A 22,740-nucleotide genomic window follows, 5' to 3' on the forward strand; every position below is an offset into this window, starting at 1 on the left:
GGCCCCCGTGATGGCCACGCACCAAATCAAGGGTCCGGGAGGGAACGGCTGTCATGCAGGGGGCAAGGTTGCCAGCGCGGAGGTCCTATTCCATCGTGACGCATCACGTAACGGAGAGAATTCCATGAGCAAAGAACCGACTGACGTCATCCACGCAGCCCTGATTCACGCTGCCGCCACCCTTACGGCCGCCAAGAAGGACGTGATGGAAAAGGCCTCGCCCGATGAGGTGAAGAAGCATTTCAAGACTTTCCTGCACGCGATTGAAAGCGGCTGGCGGGAGCATGAGGCGGCTGATCACCACCACTCGTAAGCGCGGTTGTATTCAGACCAGCAGGGGGAGGCGTGCGCAACGCCTCCCCTTTTTTCATATACCTTCAGCCACGAGGTGCAGATGCGCGGAACGCCCAGACCGCTTTACAGAAAGGTCAATACCCGGACGCGGGGCGTAAAACATGGTTCAGGCCAAAAATTCAGTTGGGACCGGCACACAAAAAAAGCCCTGAACAACCCCTCCCTGCAGGCTTCCATGCATGGTGGCCAGCAGCATGGGCGCGATTATACGCCGCTGTTCCGGTTTTTATTATCACGCGTTGGGCAGAGATGGGACGATGTATTCAGGGAAGCCTGTGCAAGGCTGGACGGCACCGCGCCAATATTCTGGATGGTCGCAACCTGCGAGGCGGACAGGTGCGCTTACTTCCGGGCGGACGAAAATTCCTATTTCAGCGGTCTTTTTGTGGATGAGGATGGCATCCTGTCCCTCGTTGCGCCGGAAATAAACGAGGACAGCCTGAAACCCACATGCGCCTGCTGCACGCATAGTTTTAATGGCAAGGTGTTTACACAACGCTTTGGCGCGTAATTCCTGATCAATCGGGCATGAATGATCTGTTTTGACCTGTATTTTACACAATGCAGAAAGTAATATTATTATGGAACTCTTCCCTTTTGAGAAAATAACGCAGGCACCCCGATATCCTGAAAATTCGCCACAGCAGAATTTTACAGATATTTAAAAAACATGAATCTAATTTATATAGATGATTTATTCATTATAAATTCTATACGTAGATATATTTATTATGAAATTATAAGTATTGTTTTATATATATTTGAATTAAACCTGAACGTGAAAGCTGTTCATGATGAACCGAATAAAAATGGCATCGAAACAAAAATAGATGATGTTGGTTTCTCGGTCCCGTCAATAGGTGTCGGTTTCTTTTCCTGTAAAACGCGAAGGCATGGACAGGTCAGACTGATGTATCAATACTGACTTATAAGAAATGCCGCCTTTTGAAAAAGGCGGCATCCAGAAAATTTTATCAATGCGTTGTTTCAAACACGCGCCTTAACGGTGACCCGTAAAGAACTGGCTCATGTCACCCTTGGTGTCATGCCCCCAGTTATCCAGCTTCTTGCCAGTGCGGTCGCCCCAGTCCTTGGCGCTATCGGTTTCTTTCTTGGCTTTTCTATGCGCCTTGTGCGCCGTATGGCGCGTGCCTTCCTTGGTGTCCTGCGCCTTGAGCCGCACCTCGCATTCCGCATGATCGGTTACGCCATCGCACGAATCAGCCAGTGCTGGCGCAAGCGTCGCCACGTTCAGGCCGGTTGCACACAGCACTGCCGCAATCACTGTCTTTTTCATGGTGCTCTTACCTATCCGTTCGTTTCCTGTTGCGGCATGAGGCCATTGCTGGCCACCATGCCCTGTCACTGAACCAAACGCCCCAAAACGGTCCGGGTTGCCTTACACCTCGTTGCGGAAGTCGAGCACCACGCGCCCCTGCACGCGCCCATGCTCGAGATTATCGAAAATGGTGTTGATGTTTTCCAGCCGGTCGGAGCTGACCACGGTGGTCACCTTGCCATCGGTGAAAAAGGACATCGCCTCGATCATGTCGAGGCGCGTGCCCACGATCGAGCCGCGCACCGTGGTGCCGTTCATGACCATGTCAAAGATGGAAAGCGGGAAGTCACCCGGCGGCAGGCCGTTGAGCACCACCGTGCCGCCGCGCCGCGCATAGCCCACGGCCTGGCTGAAGGCCTTGTCCGACACTGCCGTGACCAGCACGCCGTGCGTGCCCCCCGTCTGGGCACGGATGATGGCGACCGGATCTTCCTTCAGCGCATTGACGGTCACGCGCGCGCCAAGTTTGCGGGCCTCGGCCAGTTTTTCATCGCTGATGTCAACGGCCGCCACGTTCAGCCCCATGGCCACGGCATACTGGATGGCCATCTGCCCAAGCCCGCCCGCGCCGGAAATGGCCACCCATTCCCCTGCCCGCGTATCGGTCATCTTCAGGCCCTTGTACACGGTCAGGCCCGCGCACAGCACCGGAGCGGTCTTGATGGGATCAATGTCTTTGGGCAGGTGGGCGACGTAATTGGGGTCGGCCACCACATATTCGGCAAAGCAGCCATTGACCGAATAGCCGGTATCCTCCTGTTTTTCACACAGCGTCTCCCACCCGCCCAGGCAGTGCTCGCAATGCCCGCAGGCGGAATACAGCCACGGCACGCCCACCACGTCACCGGTTTTGATCCAGTTGACGTTACTGCCAACCTCGACCACATGGCCAATTCCTTCATGGCCGGGAATGAAAGGGGGATTGGGCTTGGTGGGCCAGTCGCCGCGCGCGGCGTGCAGATCGGTATGGCAGACGCCGCAGGCATCAACCTTGACCAGAATCTGGTTTGCGTTGATCTGCGGAATATCGAGTTCCTCGATCGTCAGCGGCTTGCCGAATTCCCGCACTACCGCTGCCTTCATCTTGCCAACCATCTTGCACCTTCAGTTTCACTGCCCTGAACGGGCCGGTATTGCACCTTGCCGCCCCCGGCCCGGTCTGGGCAGGGCGGCATCCGGGATGTGACTCTTTCACCAGGGCGGCAGATCAGCCTTGATCTGCATCAGGCTGGCCCGTGCCGGTGGCGGGCAGCAGACATGCCATCAAGCCCACGGGCCAGATCAGCCACCAGCGCCTCGCCCGCTTCGAGCCCGATATGCAGTCGGCAGGTCGGCCCGGCCTGCGTAACGGAGGGGCACTGGCGCGAAATACCACCCGTGGTCGGCAGGATCAGGCTTTCATATCCACCCCATGAGGCCCCGATGCCGAACAGGGAAAGCCCGTCGATCATCGCCACCATGTCATCCGTGGTGAAAGCCGCGTCAAACACCACGCCAAACAGCGAGGACGCACCGGTGAAATCGCGCTGCCAGTATTCATGGCCGGGGCACGATGGCAGGGCCGGGTGCAGCACGCGCGCCACCTCGGGCCGCCCCTGCAGCCACAGCGCCACGGCCAGGGCAGTTGCGGCCTGCTGCGCCTGACGTACGCCCATGGTGCGCAGGCCGCGCAGGGTCAGCGCGCAGTCATCGGGGCCTGCTACCTGCCCTGCCTGGATGGCGGCATCACGCAGGGGGCGCCAGTCGGCCTCGCGGGCCACCGTTACCGCGCCGATAATGGTATCGGAATGGCCTGACGGGTATTTGGTCAGCGCCTGCACTGACACATGCGCCCCGTGGGCGAACGGGCTGAACAGGCCGATACCCCATGTGTTATCCACGATCAGGCGCGCGCCGGTTTCAGCCGCAAGGCGGCCCAGCATCGGCACGTCCTGCACCTCGAACGAATGGCTGCCGGGGCTTTCGGCAAAGATGATGCGGGTATTGGGCTGTATCAGGCCACGCAGTTCGGCCTCGGTCGCGGTGGGGGGGAAGTAGGTGATCTCCACGCCGAAGCGGCGCAGTACCTTCTCGGCAAAGCGGCGGGTCGGGCCATAGACGGAATCAGACAGCAGGCAGTGCTCGCCCGCCTGCGCATAGGCCAGGAACGGCAACGCGCACGCCGCCAGCCCCGAGGGCACGAGCTGCGCGTGCGTGCCGCCCTCGATGGTTGCAATGGCCTGCTCCAGCCGGTGGCCAATGGGCGTGCCCATGGCGCCATAGATCAGTTCATCCCCATAGCGCCCCTGCCCCGCCTGCTCCATCGCTCCGACACTGGAGAACAGCACGGTGGAACCCCGGTCGGCAGGCGGATTGACGAATACGCCCTTCGCCCCCTGCGGCGTGTCACGGCCAAGGGGCACAAGCCGGGGCGAGAGCTCGCGCCAGCCGCGCACCACGCGTTCAAGCAGGTCTGCTGGCACAAGGGCCATCGGATCGGTCATGCTACCCGTCCGCCCTTACGCGCCACACACGATGGGCGCATCCGGCGTCGAGGCCCATTCCGCCCATGAGCCGTCATACACCACGGGCTCGCCTGCCCCCACCTGTGCGCAGACCAGTGCGAGCGCAATCATGCACGCGGTCATGCCGCTGCCGCACGAGCAGGTAACGGTGGTGGTGTCGGTCACGCCCAGCGTCTCGAATTTCGCCTTCAGCGCCTCAACGGGCAGAAAGCGGCCATTATCATCAAGCAGTTCGCCATAAGGCAGGCTGCGCGCGCCGGGCATGTGCCCGGATTCGATGCCTGCGCGCGGCTCGGGGTCACGTCCTTCAAAGCGGCCGTGGCTGCGGGCATCAAGGATCAGGCCGGGTATGCGCCCGTGCACGATGTCGAGCACATCACCCGTACCGTGCAGCCGGTCATAGCGCGGGCGGCTGACGAAGGGGGCCGGCGTGGTCAGGTCCGGTCCGCTTTCAAGCGGCAGGCCCGCGCTTTTCCATGCGGGCAGGCCGCCTTCGAGCACCTGCACGTTTTCATGGCCGAACAGCCGCGTCAGCCACCATGCGCGTGCGGCGCAGGCCATGCCGTCCTGATCATAGAACACGATGCGCCTGGTATTGGCCATGCCGCGCTCGGTGGCCAGGCGGCTGAAGCGGGCCTGCCCGGGAATGGTATGCGGCAGGGGAGACTCCGGATCGGAAAAAGTATCGATATCAAAGCGCACCGCACCGGTTATATGCGCGTTGGCAAAGCGTTGCTGCGGGTCGAAGGCCTGCCCCGGCAGAGCCATGGAGGCATCAAGCACAAGAATATCACCACCATGCTGGATGGCCTGTGCCAGATCAGTGGCTGAGATCAGCGGATGCATACCTTCTCCCGGTCTTCAAGGAATTGCGTGTTCGACAATAAGGTGCAGCATACAGCACGGGAGCGGAAGTGCTGAACATTTGTCTTTCGTTTCATGGCAGGAGGAGATAGGCCACCGATATGGTCGAACGTATCATGATGGGGTTGATGCTGGGGGGGATCGCATTTGGCTGCGTTCTCATCCTCTATCCGTTCCTTACCGCCCTGCTCTGGGCCGCGATCCTGACCTTTTCCACCTGGCCGGTGTTCATGCGGCTGCGCGCGCGCATGTCGCTGCTGCCCGCGGCCCTGGTCATGACGCTGCTCTGCGCGCTGGTGCTGGTGGTGCCGCTGGCCATCGTGGTGTCGAGCAGCATTGCCGATGTGCCCGCAACCTTGCAGTACATGGTCAACGCCATCGGCGCGCTGCACCTGCCGCCGCTGCCCGCGCGCATTGCCCATATTCCGCATTTCGGGCCTGAAATTGTTGAAAAATGGCAGAAATGGTCGGTCGATGTCGGCAGCATAGACCAGGTCGTGCGCCCCTATGCCGGGCGCATCGGGCAGTCGGTGCTCAGCGCCATGATGCAGCTTGCCAGCGGGCTGGCGCATCTGGCGATGGCGCTGTTCATTTCCTTCTTCTTCTGGCTGGGTGGTGATGCGCTGGGCGACACGTTCGTGGCCGTGGTCAGGCGCATTGCTGGCGTATATGCCGACCGCATACTGGGCATTGTGGGCCGCACGATACGCGGCACGGTCTACGGCATTCTGGGCACGGCCATCATCCAGGGCATCCTGACCGGAATCGGCTTCGCCATCGCAGGCATTTCCAGCCCGGTGCTGCTTGGCGCCGTTACCGCCTTCGTGGCGGTGCTGCCCATCGGCGCGCCACTGATCTGGATTCCGGCTTCCGTGTTCCTGCTCATCACCCACCATCCCGGCTGGGGCATCTTCCTGCTGCTGTATGGCACCATCATCGTATCGGGCGCCGATCACATCATCCGCCCCATGTTCATCGCCCGTGGCGCGCAGATGCCCTACCTGCTGACGGTGCTGGGCGTGCTGGGCGGGGTGCTGACCTTCGGGGGGCTGGGCATCTTCCTCGGTCCCGTGCTGATTGGCGTGGGCTATACGCTCACGGCCGAATTCGCGGCGGGTGACGCCCGCAGCCGCAATCCCGTTCCTGATGACATCCGCGAGCCGTTTATCGAACCATGACCCTTGCCCGCCCCTATCTCCGCCTGCCTTCCGTCCAGCCGCGCCACGGCGCCCCGCCCCGGCTGGACCTGACCCCGCCCGCGCGTGAGGGGGATGGGGTCAAGGTCATTAGCTGGAACCTGCTGCGCCGCATTGGCGCCACGGTGCGCGATGTGATCAACCTGATCCACGCCGAGCGCCCGGACCTGCTGCTCATGCAGGAGGCCACGGTGGAAATCGACACCTTGCCCACCCTGATTGGCGGCCACTATGCCCGCTCGCCCCTGCCCGGGCGCATTCACGGGCTGGCATGCTGGAGCCCCTGGCCCTATCACCGCCAGCCGCTGACCTGCACCCTGCCCGCTGGCACGCTCATCCGCCGGGTGGCGCAGGTGATCGAATGCCGGTCGCTTGTGGTGGCCAACGTGCATCTTTCACACGGGCAGCTGCTCAACCGCCGCCAGTTGCGCCGCATTGTGCAGCTACTGCCGCATCAGGCCGCCATATTGGGCGATTTCAACCAGGTTGGCCCGGCACTGATCCGCCATTTTCATGATGTGGGGCCACGCGCGCCCACCCACCGCATGGCTGACATGCTGCCCATACGCCTCGACCGCTGCCTGGTGCGTGGCCTGACCTGCACCGAGCGGCATGTGATCGAGAACTATGCCTCCGACCACCGGCCCATATCGGTCACGCTGCGCCCCTCGGGCAGTCGCGCCTACAGGTAGGGCAACATCAGGCGCGCTGCCGCATCGCGCAGCTTGCGCACGAACGGGCGGCGGTCGAGATCATGGTGCGTGAGCCTGATGTGGCGGTGGCTGGCGATGAACGCATCAAGCGAGCCCGCAAGCGCGGCGTCATAGGTTTCGAGATTGATCTCGAAGTTCAGGCGCAGGCTGCGCACGTCGAGGTTGGAACTGCCCACGAACGACCAGTGCCGGTCCACCACCATGAGCTTGGAATGGTTAAAGGGCGGCCGCGCCATCCAGATCCGGCATCCTGAATCCAGAAAGCGTGGCAGGTTGGCCGCCCGCGCCCAGTCCAGCAATGTATGGTTGCTGTGCGCGGGCACCACGATATCCACCTCGATGCCGCGCAGCGAGGCCAGTTCCAGTTCGGTGAGGAACCGGTCATCAGGCAGGAAATACGGCGTCATGAGCCGGATGCTGTGCCGCGCCATGGTGAAGGCCTGGAGCATGGTGTACTCGATCTTTTCCAGATCCATGTCCGGCCCTGCGGTGACGATGCGGCTGGGCGTTTCGCCACAGCTGGGCTGGGGGGGGAAGAAGATGTCCGCCGTCAGTTCCTCGTTCATGGTAAAGGCCCAGTCCCGCGCGAAGGCCTCGCTAAGCTGGTGCACGATCGGGCCCCTGAGCTCGAAATGCGTGTCGGATACCGGATGCGCGGGGTGGGAGGCGGCGATGTTTTCCTCCCCGATGTTCAGCCCACCCATGAAGCCGGTCAGTCCGTCGACCACCAGAATCTTCTTGTGGTCGCGCATGTTGATGAAGGGCATGCGCCACGGCAGCATGGAATGCATGAACTGCCCCACCGGCACGCCCGCATGCCGCAGGATGCGGGCCACCCCGCAATTGAAGTAACCCGACCCCACGCCATCGACCAGAACGCGCACCTGCACCCCCCGCTCGTGGGCTGCGGCCAGTGCATCACAGAACTGGCGGCCAATGCTGTCGGCGCGGAAGATGTAGGAGCACAGCAGCACGCTGCGCTCAGCCGCGTTGATGGCGGCCAGCATGCGCGGATAGACCGTATCACCATCATGCATCGGCTCGATGGCGTTGCCGCCGAGCAGCGGGCGGCCAGTCAGCTTGCCCACCATGGAGCCCAGCGGGGCGAAGGCCCCCTTCTCATCGCACCGCCACTGCGAGGACATGGTGCGGCTGCGCCACGGGTGCTGCCCCGCCATGCGCCGGGCACGCCGGTGCACGCGATTGATGCCGAACATGAGATAGAGGATGCCGCCCGTAAGCGGCATGAGCACGGTCACGCCAATCCAGCCAATCGAGGCCCCGACATCACGCTTGGTCAGGAGCACATGAATCACGACCGGCACAAGAAAGGAAAGCCGCAGCACAAGCAGGGCCAGATCCCATATGGTCAGGGAATAAAAGATCATTTCACCTCATCCTGCTCCAGCCCGGTCATGCCCTGAGGCTGAAAGGGGTCTGCGCCCACATGCTCTTATCCTACCCGCCGGGTTTTACACAGCCACGCCCCTGTGGGCAGATATTATTTTTCAATCAACCTGTTGATAAATAATAATAAAAGTTTTCATCTGTCGCCTTTTGTCAAAAAAGCGACACCCGGACATTTTTCATTTTGTACCAATGATGTGTTTTCAGACACTCTCCTGTAGCTGGACTGGCGTTTCAGAAAACCTGTACAAACAGGGCATGACAACAGCACGTCCGCCTGCCCTTCATCGCCAGCGCCGTGGCCGGCGCGCCTTTGCCGATGGCCTGGCGGCGGAACATGCCGCCATGGCCGATCTACGGGCCAAAGGCTGGCAGGTGCTGCTGCACCGCGCCCGCACGCGGTGGGGGGAAGTTGATATCGTGGCCCTGCGCGCGGGCTGCCTCGCCTTTATCGAGGTCAAGGCCCGCCCTTCCCTGCTGGCAGTGGGCGAATCGATCCGGCCCGCGCAGGCCACGCGCATCATGAATGCGGCCCAGGCGCTCTGCGCCGCCAATCCGCACTGGACCTATGACAGCATGCGCCTTGATGTATGCGCGGTGCTGCCGGGTGATGTCATTGAATGGATACCTGACGCCTTCAGGCAGTACTGACCCCGACCATGCCGTTGGAAATGGCAGCCCCGTCACCACAAAAAATGCCGCCTTAAAAAAGGCGGCGTCTTCTGAAGCTTTTTAGAAAAAGCTTCACCAACAAATTTCATAATTTCAGGATATTATTGAGCCTGACTTTTCAAACAGACTCTAAAACCCGCTCTCAGGTGCGATGGCGAACAGGCGCCGGATGGATATGGTGGGGTACGCTGCCATGCGGGTGATAGACGATGGTATGCACCATCGCGTGCTGCGTATGGGCGGGAGCGCCATGATGCGCCGCCAACACCACCGGGGCGGCATGCCCCCTGCCCGCTGCATGATGATAGGCCACATGGCGCACCGGCGGCGGGGGCGCGATCAGCGCACCAAGCGTGAGCCGGTCGGCCTCGCTCTCGGTAACCGCATGGGTGCGGGCATGGGCGGGGGTGGCGATGCTTCCAATCAGACCTGCGCCAAGCAGCAGCATTGTAGCAGAACGCAAGTCGATGTAGCGCATCAGGCCCCCTCGTTTTTTTCAAATGCAGGGGAAAGCTAGGCGAAAGCGATGGCATGACGCAAGTGATGTTATGCCCCAAATACAGAACGGGCGGAACATTTCTGCTCCGCCCGCCGTTTTTACTGCCTTCGGGCCGCCCGGTCAGGCGGCGGCGGTGGCGATGCCCTTCTCGGTCAGGAGCTTTTCAAGCTCACCGGTCTGGTACATTTCGGTCACGATGTCGCAGCCGCCAATGAACTCGCCCTTGACGTAAAGCTGCGGCACGGTGGGCCAGTTCGAGAAGTCCTTGATGCCCTGGCGCAGCTCGGCGTCAGCCAGCACGTTCTCGGTCTTGAAGGGCACGCCAAGGTGCTTGAGCACCTGCACCACGCGTGCGGAGAAGCCGCACTGCGGGAAGTTGGCATCACCCTTCATGTAGAGCATGACGGGGTTGGCATCGATCTGCGCCTGAATGCGCTGTGCGATTGTTTCGGCCATAATCTTGTTTCCTGCTTTGGGGGTAAGGATATCGCTTCTGGGGTCAGTCGGGCGTCTGGGTCTGCAGCGCCAGGGCATGCAGCTTGCCGCCCATGTGCCCCTGCAACGCGTCATAGACCAGCTGGTGCTGCCGCACGCGGGGCAGGCCGCGGAAGGCCTCGCTCACCACGCGGCAGGCATAGTGGTCGCCATCGCCCGCCAGATCATCAATCGTGATCTTCGCATCCGGCAGGGCCGTGCGGATGTAGGTCTCGATTTCCTGTGCCGTCATTGCCATGTGGCTTTAAACTCCTGCCCTATCGGTCCATCAGTCGCGGAAAGAATTCGGAATGCACCGCGAGCAGACGCGCCTTGGATATTGTGGACCCGCTGGGCAATGTCAAACCCTCGCCGCCCGAACGGCCCAGCCTGCGGCATGGCACCCCTGCCTTTGCCGCAAGTGTTGCGAGCGCCTGCCCGTCACGCACGGCCACGATGTAACGCGACTGGTCCTCGCCAAACCAGAAGGCCTCGGGGCGCATGCCGGATTGCGGGGCGTCAAGCACGCAGCCCGCCTGCCCCGCCATGACCATCTCGGTCACGGCCACAAGCACGCCGCCATCAGCCACATCGTGACAGGCGACAATCGTGCCATCAAGGATCAGACCGCGCACGAAATCGCCATTGCGCCGTTCGGCGGCCAGATCGAGTTCAGGCGGCTCGCCGTCCTGCGCGCCAAGGATCTCGCGCAGCCAGATCGACTGGCCCAACTGGCCCTTCGTCTCACCTAGCAGCATGACATCGCAGCCCTCGGGCATTTCCAGCCCGACCGCCTGGCGCACGTTCTCCAGCACGCCAAGCCCGCCAATGGCAGGTGTGGGCAGGATGGACTGCGATGTGCCATCGGGTGCCCGCGTCTCGTTATACAGCGAGACATTGCCGCTCACGACCGGGAAGTCGAGCGCGCGGCACGCCTCACCCATGCCAGCAATGGCATCGACGAACTGGCCCATCACCTCCGGCTTTTCAGGCGAGCCGAAGTTGAGGTTGTCGGTCACCGCAAGCGGGCGCGCGCCCGTGGCCGTGATGTTGCGCCATGCTTCGGCCACGGCCTGCGCGCCGCCGAGCTTCGCGTTGGCGCGGCAGTAGCGCGGCGTGCAGTCCGTGGTCAGCGCCAGGCCGATTTCCGTATCCTCGACCTTGATGATCGCGGCATCGGCAGCCCCCGGCCTGCGCACCGTCTGGCCGCCAACCGTGCTGTCATACTGGTTGTAAACCCATGCACGCGAGGCAAGGTCCGGACAGCCGATCAACCGGATCAGCGCCTGTTCCACGCCCACGGGGTCGATGATCGGCTCCATCGGCTGCGGCTTCTGCGCGGGCGCCGTGGGGCGATGATAGACCGGGGCCTGATCGGCCAGCGGGGCCAGCGGAATCTCGGCCTCGACCGCGCCCTTGTGGCGGATGACGATATTGCCGGTATCGGTCAGATGGCCGATGACGGCAAAGTCGAGTTCCCACTTGTCAAAAATGGCGCGGGCCTGCTCGGTGCGGTCGGGGCGCAGCACGATCAGCATGCGCTCCTGACTCTCGGACAGCATCATTTCATACGCCGTCATGCCACGCTCGCGCTGGGGCACGTTATCAAGGTCAAGGTCGATGCCAACGCCGCCCTTGCCCGCCATCTCGACAGCGGAAGAGGTCAGGCCAGCCGCCCCCATGTCCTGAATGGCCACGATGGCGTCGGTGGCCATCAGTTCAAGACAGGCCTCGATCAGCAGCTTTTCAACAAACGGGTCGCCCACCTGCACGGTCGGGCGCTTGGCCAGCGCATCCTCGTCAAACTCCGACGACGACATGGTGGCCCCATGGATGCCGTCGCGCCCCGTCCTGGAGCCGACATAGATCACCGGGTTGCCAACACCTGCCGCAGCCGACAGGAAAATGCGGTCCTGCCGCGCCACGCCCACGGTCATGGCATTGACCAGCGGGTTGCCGTCATAGGCGGGGTGGAAGTTGATCTCGCCGCCCACGGTGGGCACGCCCACGCAGTTGCCGTAGCCGCCCACGCCGCGCACCACGCCATCAACGATGCGGCGGGTCTGCGGGTTGTTGGGGTCGCCAAAACGCAGGGCGTTGAGGTTGGCCACCGGGCGCGCGCCCATGGTGAACACATCACGCAGGATGCCGCCTACGCCGGTGGCAGCGCCCTGATAGGGCTCGATGAAGGAGGGGTGGTTGTGGCTCTCCATCTTGAAGATGGCAGCCAGACCGTTCCCGATATCAACCACGCCCGCATTCTCGCCAGGGCCATGAATGACCCACGGCGCCGTGGTGGGCAGGGTCTTGAGATAGGCGCGTGATGACTTGTACGAGCAGTGCTCGGACCACATCACCGAGAAGATGCCCAGTTCCGTAAAGCTGGGCGTGCGGCCCATGATGGACAGGACATTGCCGTATTCTTCCGCCGTCAGGCCGAATTCGCGCGCCAGTGCCTCATCAACGGTGCGTTGTGCCTTTGCACTCATCCGACCAGAGCCTCCACAAGTCCCGTAAACAGGGGTTTGCCATCCTCGCCGCCCATCAGCGGATCAACCAGATCCTCCGGGTGGGGCATCATGCCGCAGATGCGCAGGTTCTCGCTGAACACACCGGCAATGGCGTTCATCGAGCCATTGGGGTTGAGCTGCGGGTCGCCTGCATCCAGCCGGCCATTCTCCGCCACGTAGCGGAAGGCCACGCGACCGGTATCCTCCAGCATGCGGATGGTCTCGGCCTCGGCAATGTAATTGCCATCGCCATGCGCCATGGGGGTGCGGTACACGTCGCCTTTTGCCCAGTGGCGGGTAAACGGCGTGTCGTTGCGCTCCACGCGCAGCCAGCAGTCCTGCGACAGGAAGCGCAGCGCCGCGTTGCGCAGCAGCGCGCCGGGCAGGAGCTGCGTTTCGGTCAGGATCTGGAAGCCGTTGCACACGCCCAGGATATGGCCGCCCCTGGCCGCGAAATCGCGGATGGCCGCCATGATCGGCGCATGCGCCGCCATGGCGCCGCAGCGCAGGTAATCGCCGTAGCTGAAGCCGCCGGGCAGCACCACAAGGTCCAGCCCCTCGGGCAGGGCCGTATCACGGTGCCAGACCATGGCCGGAGCATGCCCGCTCACGCCACGCAGCGCGATCGCCATGTCACGCTCCCGGTTGGTTCCGGGAAAAACTACAATCGCCGCCTTCATTTGCCGCCGCCGCAGGGATAGGATTCATGCAGCGCCGTGAACACGACCTCGCCCGCCGGGCGGCTCAGGTCGTCGCGGTGGTCCTTCATCCAGCTTACGACCTTGCCGCGCATGTCCGCCGTGGGCGTAGCGGATGCGATGCAGAAGGCCGGAACGTCCTTGCTGTCCTTTTCCGCATTGCGTTCGAACAGGTGCGCAAGCGTTACCGAATCCGCAATGCCGGAGATATAGGCATCACAGATGCCGGTGCCTGCGGGCTTGGTGCACAGCGAGCCAAGACGCGCGCCATCAAGGCGCGAGACGCGCTGGGCGGACGCATGGGCCGCGGGCAGACCCACGGCCAGGACGCAGCCAAGGGCAAGAAGGCGGGCGATCTTCATCCAATGACCTCCGTGGTGAAATCCTCGATCACGAGATTGGCCAGCAGGGCGCGCGCCATGGCATCGGCCTGCGCGCGGGCGCGCTCGCGGTCGGTCTCGTCAACCTCAAGCTCGATCACGCGGCCAATGCGCACCTCGCCCACATTGCCAAAATCGAGCACATGCAGCGCATGTTCCACGGCCTTGCCCTGCGGGTCGAGCACGCCTTCCTTCAGCATGACGGTCACGCGCACCTTCATTGCATTACCTCCGGTCCCTTCATGTCGGAATTCGTGGCCTCGGGCAGGATGCCCAGGCGCATCGCGACTTCCTGATAAGCTTCTTCAACCTTGCCCATGTCCTTGCGGAAACGGTCCTTGTCCAGCTTCTCGCTGGTCTTGGCATCCCACAGGCGGCAGTTATCGGGCGAGATTTCATCCGCCAGAACGATGCGCATGTTGTCGCCCTCGAACAGGCGGCCGAATTCCAGCTTGAAATCGACAAGGATGATGCCGATGCCCATGAACAGGCCGCACAGGAAGTCATTCACGCGCATGCTCAGCGCCACGATGTCTTCCATATCGTGCGGGCAGGCCCAGCCAAACGCGGTGATGTGCTCCTCGCTCACCATCGGGTCGTTCAGGGCATCGTTCTTGTAATAGAACTCGATGATGGGGCGCGGCAGGCGCGTGCCTTCCTGAATGCCCAGCCGCTTGGACAGCGAACCCGCCGCCACGTTGCGCACCACGACCTCAAGCGGAATGATCTCGACTTCGCGGATCAACTGCTCGCGCATGTTGAGACGGCGGATGAAATGGGTGGGAATCCCGATATCGTGCAGGCGCAGCATGAGGTGTTCGCTGATACGGTTGTTCAGCACCCCCTTGCCGGTGATGATGCCCTTTTTCGCGCCATTGCCGGCGCTGGCGTCATCCTTGAAATACTGCACGAGCGTGCCCGGCTCGGGCCCCTCGAAAAGGATTTTGGCTTTTCCTTCGTAAAGCTGGCGGCGGCGGCCCATACTCGTCCTTCACATAACGCTGTGGGGACGGGCCGGGAGCGGCCCCTCCCCTGATCTGCAGGATCTGTTTGCGGCATGATCCCCAATGGTCCGCATGCCATAGCAGCGTTCCGGGCGGGAAGATACCATATTTACCTTAAGCCCGTGGCTGTGACGCCCCGAGGTCGATGGGCCGGTAGCCCACGCGGTCGGGGGCGCCTGCGGCAAAGAACCATGACCGGCGGGCATCGATTGCCACCCCGATGGCCGATGAACTGCATGTGCCAAAGCCCGAGCGCGGCGGAATGTTGAGTTCGCTGCCCGCAGGCAGCGAACGGTCGGCAAGCAGCGTGGTCCAGGCCGTCCATTCCGGCGGCACCGGGCGGGTTGCGGCCTGAAAGCGCGGCAGGTGCCGGGCAATGCGCGGCATGCCCATGTCATCGGGGTCGGTGGTGGCGACCATGTGCACGCCGGGTGCAAGCGGTTCGACCTGCGGCTGGCCATAGCCGGGGCCACGGATGAAGAACGCATCCGTCCGGTCCGCCACGATCATGTTGAACGAGCGCCATGCCCCTGCATCGATGGTGGCGATGTGCTCCACCGCCGCGCGGGCTGTATCAAACCTGCCTGCCAGCAGCGGCAGCGCGCCCCGCGAGTTCTTGCCCGGCATGGGGCCAAGGCTGCCCACGCGGTTCATGATGCCTGCCACGACCCCCGCATCATTGAGCGTGAGCCAGGAGCCACCGGCCACCTGGTCCTGCCCGCCGGTGACGCTGGGCTGATCGGGCCAGTGCCGCCCCGGCGGCAGCCAGGGCCGGTCGAGGCGTTCGTCACGGTTGGCCGCCATGAGCAGCGGCCAGTCCTGATCCGGATCGTGGGAAATGACGACTGTGCACACGCCTCGATATCCTGCTGCTGTTTTCCGTCAGGGCACGGTGCATCAGCTCCGTGCGGGGCCCGCCTCACCAAACACGCGGGTAAAGGTGTGGTCGATCTTGCCCAGATGGGCATTGCTGTCCATCGCCGCATCAAGCACTTCCGCCGGCACCCGGCCTGCAACCTCGGGGTCGGCGGCAAGGTTCTCGCGGAAGGTCTTTCCATCCTTGTGGCCCAGCTTCGTCCATGTTTCCATGGCGTTGCGCTGGACGATGCGGTACGCATCCTCCCGCAGGATGCCCGCACGCGCAAGGGCCAGCAGCACTTCGCCCGAATGCACCACGCCGCCAAGGCTCTCGATATTGGCCTGCATCTGGTCCGGATAGACCACCAGCTTTTCCATCATGCCCGCAAGGCGCATGAGCGCGAAGTCGAGGCCGATCGTGCCATCGGGGCAGATGTTGCGCTCGACGGAGGAGTGGCTGATGTCACGCTCATGCCACAGCGCCACGTTCTCCAGCGCGGGAATGACATGCGAACGCACGAGGCGGGCCAGTCCGGTCAGGTTTTCCGACAGCACGGGGTTGCGCTTGTGCGGCATGGCAGACGAACCCTTCTGCCCCTTGTGGAAGAACTCTTCCGCCTCGCGCACTTCCGAGCGCTGGAGGTGGCGCACTTCGGTAGCCAGCCGCTCGATGCCGCTGGCAATGACCGCAAGCGCGCAGAAATAGGCCGCATGCCGGTCACGCGGAATGACCTGGGTGGACACGTCCTCGGGCTTCAGACCCAGCTTCTTGGCCACATAATCTTCAACGCGGGGATCGATATGGGCGTAGGTGCCCACGGCGCCCGAGATGGCGCAGACGGCAATTTCCTCACGCGCGCGGACCAGGCGCTCGCGGTTGCGGGCGAACTCGGCATAATGGCCCGCGATCTTCAGGCCAAACGAGGTTGGCTCGGCGTGGATGGCGTGGCTGCGGCCGATGGTGAGCGTATATTTGTGCTCGAACGCACGGCGCTTGAGTGCGGCCAGCACGGCATCGACATCCTGCAGGAGCAGGTCGGTCGCCTGCACCATCTGCACCGACAGGCAGGTGTCGAGCACATCCGACGACGTCATGCCCAGATGCACGAAGCGGCTGTCCGGGCCCACCTTTTCAGCCAGCCAGGTCAGGAAGGCGATGACATCGTGGCGGGTTTCGGCCTCGATCTCGTCAATGCGGTCCAGATCGGCCTGCGAGAAGGCGGCCATGGCGGCATCGCCCTTTTCGCGGATGGTCCTGGCGGCCTCGGCTGGAATCGCGCCGTATTGCGCCATCGCCTCACAGGCGAGGGCCTCGATCTCGAACCAGATGCGGTAACGGTTCTCGGGGGACCAGATGGCGGCCATGACGGGGCGGGTATAGCGCGGTACCATGTTCTCGGGCTTCCTTGGCTCAAAGCGACACAATCAGGATCAGGCCGCCTTCCTAGCCAATTCTGGCGCGTGCGTCTCCCTTATATTCACGCCACTTTCTGTCCATGGCATACAATCTGTAATGACAGGCATGATTGCATGTTGCCCACACGCGGCGGCATAAAGCACCTGCCACGCCCGACCTGCCCTGCGGCACGCCCTTTCCTTCAGGAACCCATCTGCCCATGTCCGCCATTTTTTCCCCTTCTTCCCTCTACGCACTGGCCCAGGTTATCCTGATTGACGTAACCTTGGCGGGTGATAACGCCATTGTAGTGGGCATGGCGGTACGCAACCTGCCGCAGCAGTCACGCCGAATCGCCATACTGTGCGGCGTGCTGGGGGCGGCGGTCATCCGCATCGGGCTGGCGCTGGTGGCGGTCAGGCTGCTGGCCATCATCGGGCTGACACTGGCGGGTGGCCTTTTGCTGATGTGGGTATGCTGGCGCATGTTCCGCGAGATGCGCGGTGATTCCCATGCCGAAACGGATACCCCTGCCCCCGGTTCCCTCCGCCGCGCGATCATCCGCATCATCGTGGCAGACCTGTCCATGAGCCTGGACAACGTGCTGGCCGTGGCCGGGGCGGCGGGCGAGCATATGGGCGTGCTGGTGACCGGGCTGGTCATATCGGTGGTGCTGATGGCGGTCGCGGCCTCGCTCATTGCGAGACTGCTGGAGCGGTACAAATGGATTTCGTGGGTGGGGCTGCTGGTTGTGCTGGCGGTGGCCATTGAACTGATCGTCAAGGGAGGCGGCGAGGTCTGGGCGCATGTGGGGCATGTCGGCTGATGCCGCGCCCCAGCCCCCTGCGCCTGCGCGCCCCACGCCTGCACCATCTGGGCCGGGCGGCCTGCCTCGCCACCGTCATGGCGGGGCTGGCGGCTCCTGCGGCGATGGCGCAGACGCCAGCAGGCGCCGACTGGCCCACGCCACGGCAGGCCGCCACGGGCAATGCCGATGATGACCCCATCGCGGCCAAGCTGCTGGTCTATCTGCGCCTGCTCTCGGGTGCTGGCGGCACGGCGGAGGAATACGCCACCTTCCTGAACGAAAATCCCGCCTGGCCCCAGCGTGGCCTCCTGCTTGCCCGTTACCAGCAGGCGCTGGCGGGGGAAGCGGATGATGCGGTGGCGGGCGCGCTGTGCCCCCGCCTGCCCCTGACCGATGTACACGCCCTGCTGCGCTGCGCCCATGCCACCCCCGCCCCCGGCAGGCTGGCGGCCTGGGCGCGTGATACATGGATCAACCGCGCTGACAGCCCCACTGATGCACAGGCCCTGCAGGCGGGATTCGGGCCGCAGTTTACGCCCCAGGACCACTGGCAGCGCTTTGACCGGCAGGAACGCGCGGGCAAGGTGGATGCCGCGACCCGGCAGGTGGCGCTGCTTGAGGCCGTGCAGCAGCCCGTGGCCCGCGCGCGCCTGGCCTTCCGCCGCAACGACCCGCAGGCGGAAGAAACCCTGGGCACCCTGCCGCCCGAGCAGCAGGCCGACGGCGCGCTGGTGCTCGACCGCCTGCGCTGGCTGCACCACGCGCAACGGCTGGATGAGGCGCTGGACCTGTGGCGCGCCCGTGGCGTGGACACCGAGAAGCAGCAGCCCCCCGCCATTGCCACCGTATTCTGGCGCGAGCGTGACGGGCTGGCGCGCGACCTGTTGCTGGCCCACCGGGTGGATGACGCGCTGTTCATGGCGAACGACACGGCGGATATCGGCTCGGCCAACCATTATGACGCCCTGTTCCTCACAGGCTGGATCCGGCTGGAATACCTGCATGATGCCGAGCATGCGCAGGCCAATTTCGCCCCGCTGGCGCAGGCCGTGCCGGTCATTACCCGCAGCCGGGGCCTGTTCTGGGTGGGCCGCGCGCTCTGGGCACGCGGGCGCCATGGCCCTGCCCGCGCGCAATGGACGCAGGCCGCAACCCTTGCCAACACCTTTTATGGCCAGATGGCCATAGAATGGCTGGCGGGCAACCACGCCAACCAGCTTATCACCCCCGACAGGGCGGGCCTCCAGATCCGCGCCCACCTGCTGCACGAGAGCGAACCCAGCCCCAGCGTGGCCGATTCCGTACGGTTCGACACCACCGACCTTGCGCGCGCGGCCGAGATCCTCGTCTCATGGAACGACCGCCACCATGCGCGTGACTTCGTCCTCGCTCTCGATGCACAGGGCACCAGCCCCATCACCCACGTGCTTGCCGCCCGCATGGCCACCCGCCTCGGCATGCCCGATGCCGCCGTAATGGTGGCCCGCCTGGCAGGCAAGGACGGGCTTACACTGGTGCATGAGGGCTGGCCACGCGCCTGCGCGCCCCCCACCAGCACCCTGCCGCCCGATGTGGAACTGGCCATAACCCGGCAGGAAAGCGGATTTGACGCAGGCGTGGTCAGCCCCGCCCACGCGGTTGGCCTGATGCAGATGCTCGTGCCCACCGCGCGTGAAGTCGCGCGCAAGGCGGGCCTGAACGTGAATGTCAGCGCCGCCAGCCTGACCAACCCGGACCTGAACATGCGGCTCGGCGCCGCCTATCTGGCTGATATCGCCCAGCGCGTGGGCGGCGCCGTGCCCTATGTGGCCGCCGCCTATAACGCAGGCCCCCACCGCACCGATGGCTGGCTGCTCACTCTGGGCAACCCCGCGCGCGATACGCCGGTGCCCGATGCCATGCTGGACTGGATCGAGAGCATCCCCTTTGGCGAGACGCGCAACTACGTGGAACGGGTGGAGGAAAACATGGCCATCTATCAGGCTACCGATCCGGCATTGGGGGCAGGCTGATGGCGTTTTCTCCTGCCCGCTTCATCGCCAGCTTCTGTGGCACCGGCTTTGCACCCCGCGCGCCGGGCACGGTGGGTTCGTTCGCTGCCCTGATTGTGGGCGTGCCACTGCTGGGGCAGTGGATATGGATGGCGCTGGCGGTACTGGTGGTGACCTTTGTGGGCTACCGCGCCACGCAACTGGCCTCAGGCGGGGAAGATCACGGCTGGATCGTGATCGACGAGGTGGCGGGCATGTGGATCGCCATGCTCCCCCTCGCCCCGCTGCCGCTTGAGGGCCTGCGCTGGGCCGACGGGCTGTGGCTGGCGCTGGCCTTCGTTCTGTTCCGCCTGTTCGACATTACCAAGCCCGGCCCCGTAGGCTGGTTCGACCGCAGGCATGATGCGCTGGGCATCATGGGGGATGACGTGGTAGCCGGAATCATGGCCGCTGCAATCCTGGCAGGCATCCGTTGCCTTGCCTGATGCGTTGACACCCCTGAAAAAGGAGAACGCCGCGGATGTTACCTGACACCTTTCTGGGCCGCATGCCCGATGCCCTGGCCCGCCTGCGCGCCGCAGGCCAGCGTGTTGTCACGGCGGAAAGCTGCACTGGCGGCCTGCTGGCTGCTGCCCTGACCGAAGCCGCTGGCGCATCGGATGTCGTATGCGGCGGCTTTGTCACTTACTCCAACAGCATGAAGCACCATGCGCTGGGCGTGCCGCTGAAACTGCTGGAGGAATACGGCGCGGTCAGCCGCGAGGTGGCGGCCGCCATGGCACAGGGTGCACTCGGCCACGCGCCCGATGCCAATCTGTCGGTCGCCATTACCGGCATTGCAGGCCCCGGCGGGACCACGCCGGGCAAGCCGGTGGGGCTGGTGTGGTTTGCCGTGGCGGGTAGCGGCACGGTCCATACGGTCTCGCACAATTTTGCGGGGGAACGGTGGGATATCCGCACCCAGGCCGTGCGCGCGGCCCTTGGCCTGCTGCTTGACCATGCGGGCCGACTGGCGGCGGAATAAGGGCGACACAATAACAGAAGCTTCCAGAGGCCACCTTTTTTCAAAAAGCCTTTCAAAAAGGCGGCGTTTTTAAGCTTTTTGAAAAAAGCCTAACCAAAAACTTTCTTCTGTTTTCAGGATATGCCGGTGCGGTTTAGTAACCGGCCACCGTGCTGCCGGTTTCCGGCACCTGAATGGGGCTTGCCGTCTGGCCCGTGCCCTGTGCCTGCACGGGGTGGCCTGCGGATGCCACAGGAGCCGGTGCCTGAAGCGAGGCACGGGCCTTTTGCAGGCTCTGTTCGTTCAGGTCGGCGGTCTCGGCATCGCTGCCGGGCGTGGGCGCTTCCACCTTATGTGCCGCGGGCGAGGCTGCATGGGCCAGCGGGGCCACGCAAAGAAGCATGCCCCCCATGATGGCGGGAAAAATCCTGTTCATGTACGTGTTTTCCTGTCCGGTTCGATCAATACGGGGGGATCAGGCGTTGCCCGCCTTGGCCGCGCTCACCTGCGCGGGTGCCGCCACGGGCGGCGGGCCATAAATATCACGTGCGCGGCGGATGAAGGCCGAGACCATGAGGCGCACGGCCTCGTTGAACACCACCCCGATCGCCGCCTGCAACAGACGGGACTTGAACTCGAAATCTACAAAGAAATCGACCAGGCAGCCACGCGGCTCGGGTGTGAAGGTCCAGACGTTGTTCAGGTAGCGGAACGGCCCCTTTTCGTAGCTGACGCGTATGGTGTTGGGCGCTTCAAGCAGGACACGGCTGGTAAATGTCTCACGGAAGGGGCCGAACCCGATCGTCAGGTCAGCCACCAGTTCGGTTGCGGTGCGCGTGCGCACGCGGGCACTGGTGCACCACGGCAGGAACTGGGGATATTTCCCGACGTCGGCCACCAGGTCAAAAAGCTGGCTGGGCGAATAGGCAATAAGCCGACGTTCGGCATGGGTGGGCATCTACTTGATCTCCATTGCGCCACGCTCTGCCCGCAGGCGTTGCTCACGTGCGGCGCGTAGCTGCGCAAAATCTGAATCCGCATGGTACGACGACCGGGTCAGGGGTGAGGAACTGACCTGCAGGAAGCCCTTTACACGGGCCATGCCCGCATAATCGGCAAATTCTTCAGGCGTTACAAACCGGGCCACCGCCGCATGCTTGACCGTAGGCTGGAGATATTGCCCCAGGGTGATGAAATCAACGTCCGCAATGCGCAGGTCATCCATGACCTGCAGGATTTCGGGCCGTTCCTCGCCCAGTCCCAGCATCAATCCCGATTTTGTGAAGATGGACGGGTCCATCCGCTTCACGTCATCAAGCAGGCGCATCGACTGGTAGTACCGCGCGCCGGGGCGAATGGTGGTGTAAAGCCGGGGCACGGTCTCGAGGTTGTGGTTGAACACATCGGGCCGGGCGCGCACCACCACTTCCAGCGCGCCAGGCTTGCGCAGGAAGTCGGGCGTCAGGATCTCGATGGTGGTGTCAGGCGCACTGGCCCGGATCGCGCCGATCACGCGGGCGAAGTGGTGCGCGCCGCCATCGGCCAGGTCGTCACGATCCACCGATGTAATGACCACGTGCCGCAGGCCCAGCCTGGCCACGGCATCGGCCACGCGCCCGGGTTCATCGGCATCGAGCGCGTTGGGCAGGCCGGTGGTGACATTGCAGAACGCGCAGGCCCGGGTGCAGATCTCGCCCATAATCATCATGGTAGCGTGGCGCTGCGACCAGCATTCACCAATATTGGGGCAGGCCGCCTCCTCGCACACGGTCACGAGGTTATTGTCGCGCATGAGTTTGCGCGTCTCGTGATAGGTGGGGTGGTTGGGCGCGCGCACGCGGATCCACTCTGGCTTGCGGGCAATGGGGTTATCGGGCCTGTGCGCCTTTTCTGGATGGCGCAGCGTGGCTTCACCCTTCTTGCGGTGGTCGATCATCAAACGCACGGACATGATGCAAAAAATCCCGTAAACAGGCAGATAACCAGAAGTGAAACGCCTGCCGCACGACGTCAAGCATTCTTGGCGCCCTGAGCCGGGGGCGGGATCACAACCGCACGATCAGGGTGCGG

The 22,740-nt window shown here is 63.5% G+C and carries 27 protein-coding genes; 9 read left to right on the plus strand and 18 right to left on the minus strand.

What is annotated here, in order from left to right; genetic code table 11:
* The first annotated feature begins 124 nt into the window (after positions 1-124).
* Together CDI09_RS06485 and CDI09_RS06490 are read left to right on the plus strand one after the other, a co-directional pair.
* Positions 125-313 carry a hypothetical protein gene (locus tag CDI09_RS06485; protein WP_078527645.1) on the plus strand — a complete coding sequence of 63 codons (189 nt, stop codon included), beginning with the start codon at positions 125-127 and terminating at the stop codon, positions 311-313.
* 81 nt (positions 314-394) lie between these two features.
* On the plus strand, positions 395-865 hold the full coding sequence (locus CDI09_RS06490; RefSeq protein ID WP_078527647.1) for a hypothetical protein: 471 nt from the start codon (positions 395-397) through the stop codon (positions 863-865).
* Between the two features lie 489 nt (positions 866-1,354).
* On the opposite strand, the gene CDI09_RS06495 is transcribed toward CDI09_RS06490, so the two are convergent.
* The 4 genes from CDI09_RS06495 to CDI09_RS06510 form a co-directional block, all read right to left on the minus strand.
* Positions 1,355-1,651: a hypothetical protein gene (locus CDI09_RS06495; protein ID WP_078524270.1), complete on the minus strand. Its 297-nt coding sequence runs from the start codon at positions 1,649-1,651 to the stop codon at positions 1,355-1,357.
* Positions 1,652-1,753: 102 nt separating this feature from the next.
* Positions 1,754-2,788 carry an alcohol dehydrogenase AdhP gene (gene adhP, locus CDI09_RS06500; RefSeq protein WP_078524271.1) on the minus strand — a complete coding sequence of 345 codons (1,035 nt, stop codon included), beginning with the start codon at positions 2,786-2,788 and terminating at the stop codon, positions 1,754-1,756.
* Positions 2,789-2,916: 128 nt separating this feature from the next.
* Complete coding sequence (gene metC / locus CDI09_RS06505) at positions 2,917-4,176, minus strand: cystathionine beta-lyase (protein ID WP_078524273.1); 1,260 nt, start codon at positions 4,174-4,176, stop codon at positions 2,917-2,919.
* Positions 4,177-4,191: 15 nt separating this feature from the next.
* The gene (locus CDI09_RS06510; RefSeq protein ID WP_078524275.1) at positions 4,192-5,043 is read right to left on the minus strand and encodes a sulfurtransferase; all 852 of its coding nucleotides are present in this window, start codon (positions 5,041-5,043) and stop codon (positions 4,192-4,194) included.
* 119 nt (positions 5,044-5,162) lie between these two features.
* Here CDI09_RS06510 and CDI09_RS06515 point away from each other — a divergent pair, with 119 nt between their 5' ends.
* Positions 5,163-6,239, plus strand: coding sequence for an AI-2E family transporter (locus CDI09_RS06515; protein WP_078524276.1), 1,077 nt, complete (start codon positions 5,163-5,165; stop codon positions 6,237-6,239).
* The gene (locus CDI09_RS06520; RefSeq protein WP_078524278.1) at positions 6,236-6,949 is read left to right on the plus strand and encodes an endonuclease/exonuclease/phosphatase family protein; all 714 of its coding nucleotides are present in this window, start codon (positions 6,236-6,238) and stop codon (positions 6,947-6,949) included. Before CDI09_RS06515 ends, CDI09_RS06520 begins: the two co-directional genes overlap by 4 nt.
* On the opposite strand, the gene cls is transcribed toward CDI09_RS06520, so the two are convergent.
* Positions 6,940-8,358, minus strand: a complete 1,419-nt coding sequence (cls, locus tag CDI09_RS06525) for a cardiolipin synthase (RefSeq protein WP_078524280.1) — start codon at positions 8,356-8,358, stop codon at positions 6,940-6,942. The genes CDI09_RS06520 and cls overlap by 10 nt on opposite strands.
* 277 nt (positions 8,359-8,635) lie before the next feature.
* Here cls and CDI09_RS06530 point away from each other — a divergent pair, with 277 nt between their 5' ends.
* On the plus strand, positions 8,636-9,028 hold the full coding sequence (locus tag CDI09_RS06530; RefSeq protein WP_205836663.1) for a YraN family protein: 393 nt from the start codon (positions 8,636-8,638) through the stop codon (positions 9,026-9,028).
* 163 nt (positions 9,029-9,191) lie between these two features.
* Here the strand turns inward: CDI09_RS06530 and CDI09_RS06535 are convergent, their stop codons facing one another.
* The 10 genes from CDI09_RS06535 to purB form a co-directional block, all read right to left on the minus strand.
* On the minus strand, positions 9,192-9,527 hold the full coding sequence (locus CDI09_RS06535) for a hypothetical protein (RefSeq protein WP_205836664.1): 336 nt from the start codon (positions 9,525-9,527) through the stop codon (positions 9,192-9,194).
* A 141-nt stretch (positions 9,528-9,668) separates the two neighbouring features.
* Positions 9,669-10,004 (minus strand): Grx4 family monothiol glutaredoxin, encoded by a 336-nt coding sequence (gene grxD, locus CDI09_RS06540; RefSeq protein WP_078524283.1) that lies wholly within the window; start codon positions 10,002-10,004, stop codon positions 9,669-9,671.
* Between the two features lie 43 nt (positions 10,005-10,047).
* Positions 10,048-10,281 carry a BolA family protein gene (locus tag CDI09_RS06545; protein ID WP_078524285.1) on the minus strand — a complete coding sequence of 78 codons (234 nt, stop codon included), beginning with the start codon at positions 10,279-10,281 and terminating at the stop codon, positions 10,048-10,050.
* A gap of 19 nt (positions 10,282-10,300) precedes the next feature.
* Entirely contained in the window at positions 10,301-12,511 is a 2,211-nt protein-coding gene (purL, locus tag CDI09_RS06550) for a phosphoribosylformylglycinamidine synthase subunit PurL (RefSeq protein WP_078524287.1), read from the minus strand.
* Positions 12,508-13,212, minus strand: coding sequence for a phosphoribosylformylglycinamidine synthase subunit PurQ (gene purQ / locus CDI09_RS06555; protein WP_078524289.1), 705 nt, complete (start codon positions 13,210-13,212; stop codon positions 12,508-12,510). Before purQ ends, purL begins: the two co-directional genes overlap by 4 nt.
* A complete protein-coding gene (locus CDI09_RS06560; RefSeq protein ID WP_078524290.1) occupies positions 13,209-13,592 on the minus strand; it encodes a Rap1a/Tai family immunity protein in 384 nt (127 codons plus the stop codon). The genes purQ and CDI09_RS06560 overlap by 4 nt, the downstream gene beginning before the upstream one ends.
* The gene (gene purS / locus CDI09_RS06565; RefSeq protein WP_078524292.1) at positions 13,589-13,831 is read right to left on the minus strand and encodes a phosphoribosylformylglycinamidine synthase subunit PurS; all 243 of its coding nucleotides are present in this window, start codon (positions 13,829-13,831) and stop codon (positions 13,589-13,591) included. The genes CDI09_RS06560 and purS overlap by 4 nt, the downstream gene beginning before the upstream one ends.
* Positions 13,828-14,592 (minus strand): phosphoribosylaminoimidazolesuccinocarboxamide synthase, encoded by a 765-nt coding sequence (gene purC, locus CDI09_RS06570; RefSeq protein ID WP_061274201.1) that lies wholly within the window; start codon positions 14,590-14,592, stop codon positions 13,828-13,830. The genes purS and purC overlap by 4 nt, the downstream gene beginning before the upstream one ends.
* 136 nt (positions 14,593-14,728) lie before the next feature.
* A complete protein-coding gene (locus tag CDI09_RS06575; RefSeq protein WP_078524294.1) occupies positions 14,729-15,469 on the minus strand; it encodes an NRDE family protein in 741 nt (246 codons plus the stop codon).
* Positions 15,470-15,511: 42 nt separating this feature from the next.
* Positions 15,512-16,864: an adenylosuccinate lyase gene (purB, locus tag CDI09_RS06580; RefSeq protein WP_078524295.1), complete on the minus strand. Its 1,353-nt coding sequence runs from the start codon at positions 16,862-16,864 to the stop codon at positions 15,512-15,514.
* 224 nt (positions 16,865-17,088) lie between these two features.
* Between purB and CDI09_RS06585 the strand changes: the two genes are divergently transcribed.
* From CDI09_RS06585 to CDI09_RS06600, 4 genes are read left to right on the plus strand one after another with little or no spacing between them, the layout of a single operon-like run.
* On the plus strand, positions 17,089-17,694 hold the full coding sequence (locus CDI09_RS06585; protein WP_078524296.1) for a YjbE family putative metal transport protein: 606 nt from the start codon (positions 17,089-17,091) through the stop codon (positions 17,692-17,694).
* A complete protein-coding gene (locus tag CDI09_RS06590) occupies positions 17,694-19,688 on the plus strand; it encodes a lytic transglycosylase domain-containing protein (protein WP_078524297.1) in 1,995 nt (664 codons plus the stop codon). Before CDI09_RS06585 ends, CDI09_RS06590 begins: the two co-directional genes overlap by 1 nt.
* On the plus strand, positions 19,688-20,152 hold the full coding sequence (locus CDI09_RS06595) for a phosphatidylglycerophosphatase A family protein (protein ID WP_078524298.1): 465 nt from the start codon (positions 19,688-19,690) through the stop codon (positions 20,150-20,152). The genes CDI09_RS06590 and CDI09_RS06595 overlap by 1 nt, the downstream gene beginning before the upstream one ends.
* A 35-nt stretch (positions 20,153-20,187) precedes the next feature.
* Entirely contained in the window at positions 20,188-20,691 is a 504-nt protein-coding gene (locus CDI09_RS06600) for a CinA family protein (protein ID WP_078524299.1), read from the plus strand.
* Between the two features lie 133 nt (positions 20,692-20,824).
* Here CDI09_RS06600 and CDI09_RS06605 read toward each other — a convergent pair whose 3' ends face one another.
* The 3 genes from CDI09_RS06605 to lipA are packed head-to-tail and all read right to left on the minus strand — an operon-like array spanning position 20,825 to position 22,621.
* Positions 20,825-21,106 (minus strand): hypothetical protein, encoded by a 282-nt coding sequence (locus CDI09_RS06605; RefSeq protein ID WP_078524300.1) that lies wholly within the window; start codon positions 21,104-21,106, stop codon positions 20,825-20,827.
* A 39-nt stretch (positions 21,107-21,145) separates the two neighbouring features.
* Positions 21,146-21,628: a type II toxin-antitoxin system RatA family toxin gene (locus CDI09_RS06610; RefSeq protein WP_078524301.1), complete on the minus strand. Its 483-nt coding sequence runs from the start codon at positions 21,626-21,628 to the stop codon at positions 21,146-21,148.
* Entirely contained in the window at positions 21,629-22,621 is a 993-nt protein-coding gene (gene lipA / locus CDI09_RS06615; RefSeq protein ID WP_078524302.1) for a lipoyl synthase, read from the minus strand.
* Positions 22,622-22,740 lie beyond the last annotated feature (119 nt).

Origin of the sequence: Komagataeibacter nataicola, from assembly GCF_003207795.1 — a bacterium.
GTDB lineage: Bacteria > Pseudomonadota > Alphaproteobacteria > Acetobacterales > Acetobacteraceae > Komagataeibacter > Komagataeibacter nataicola.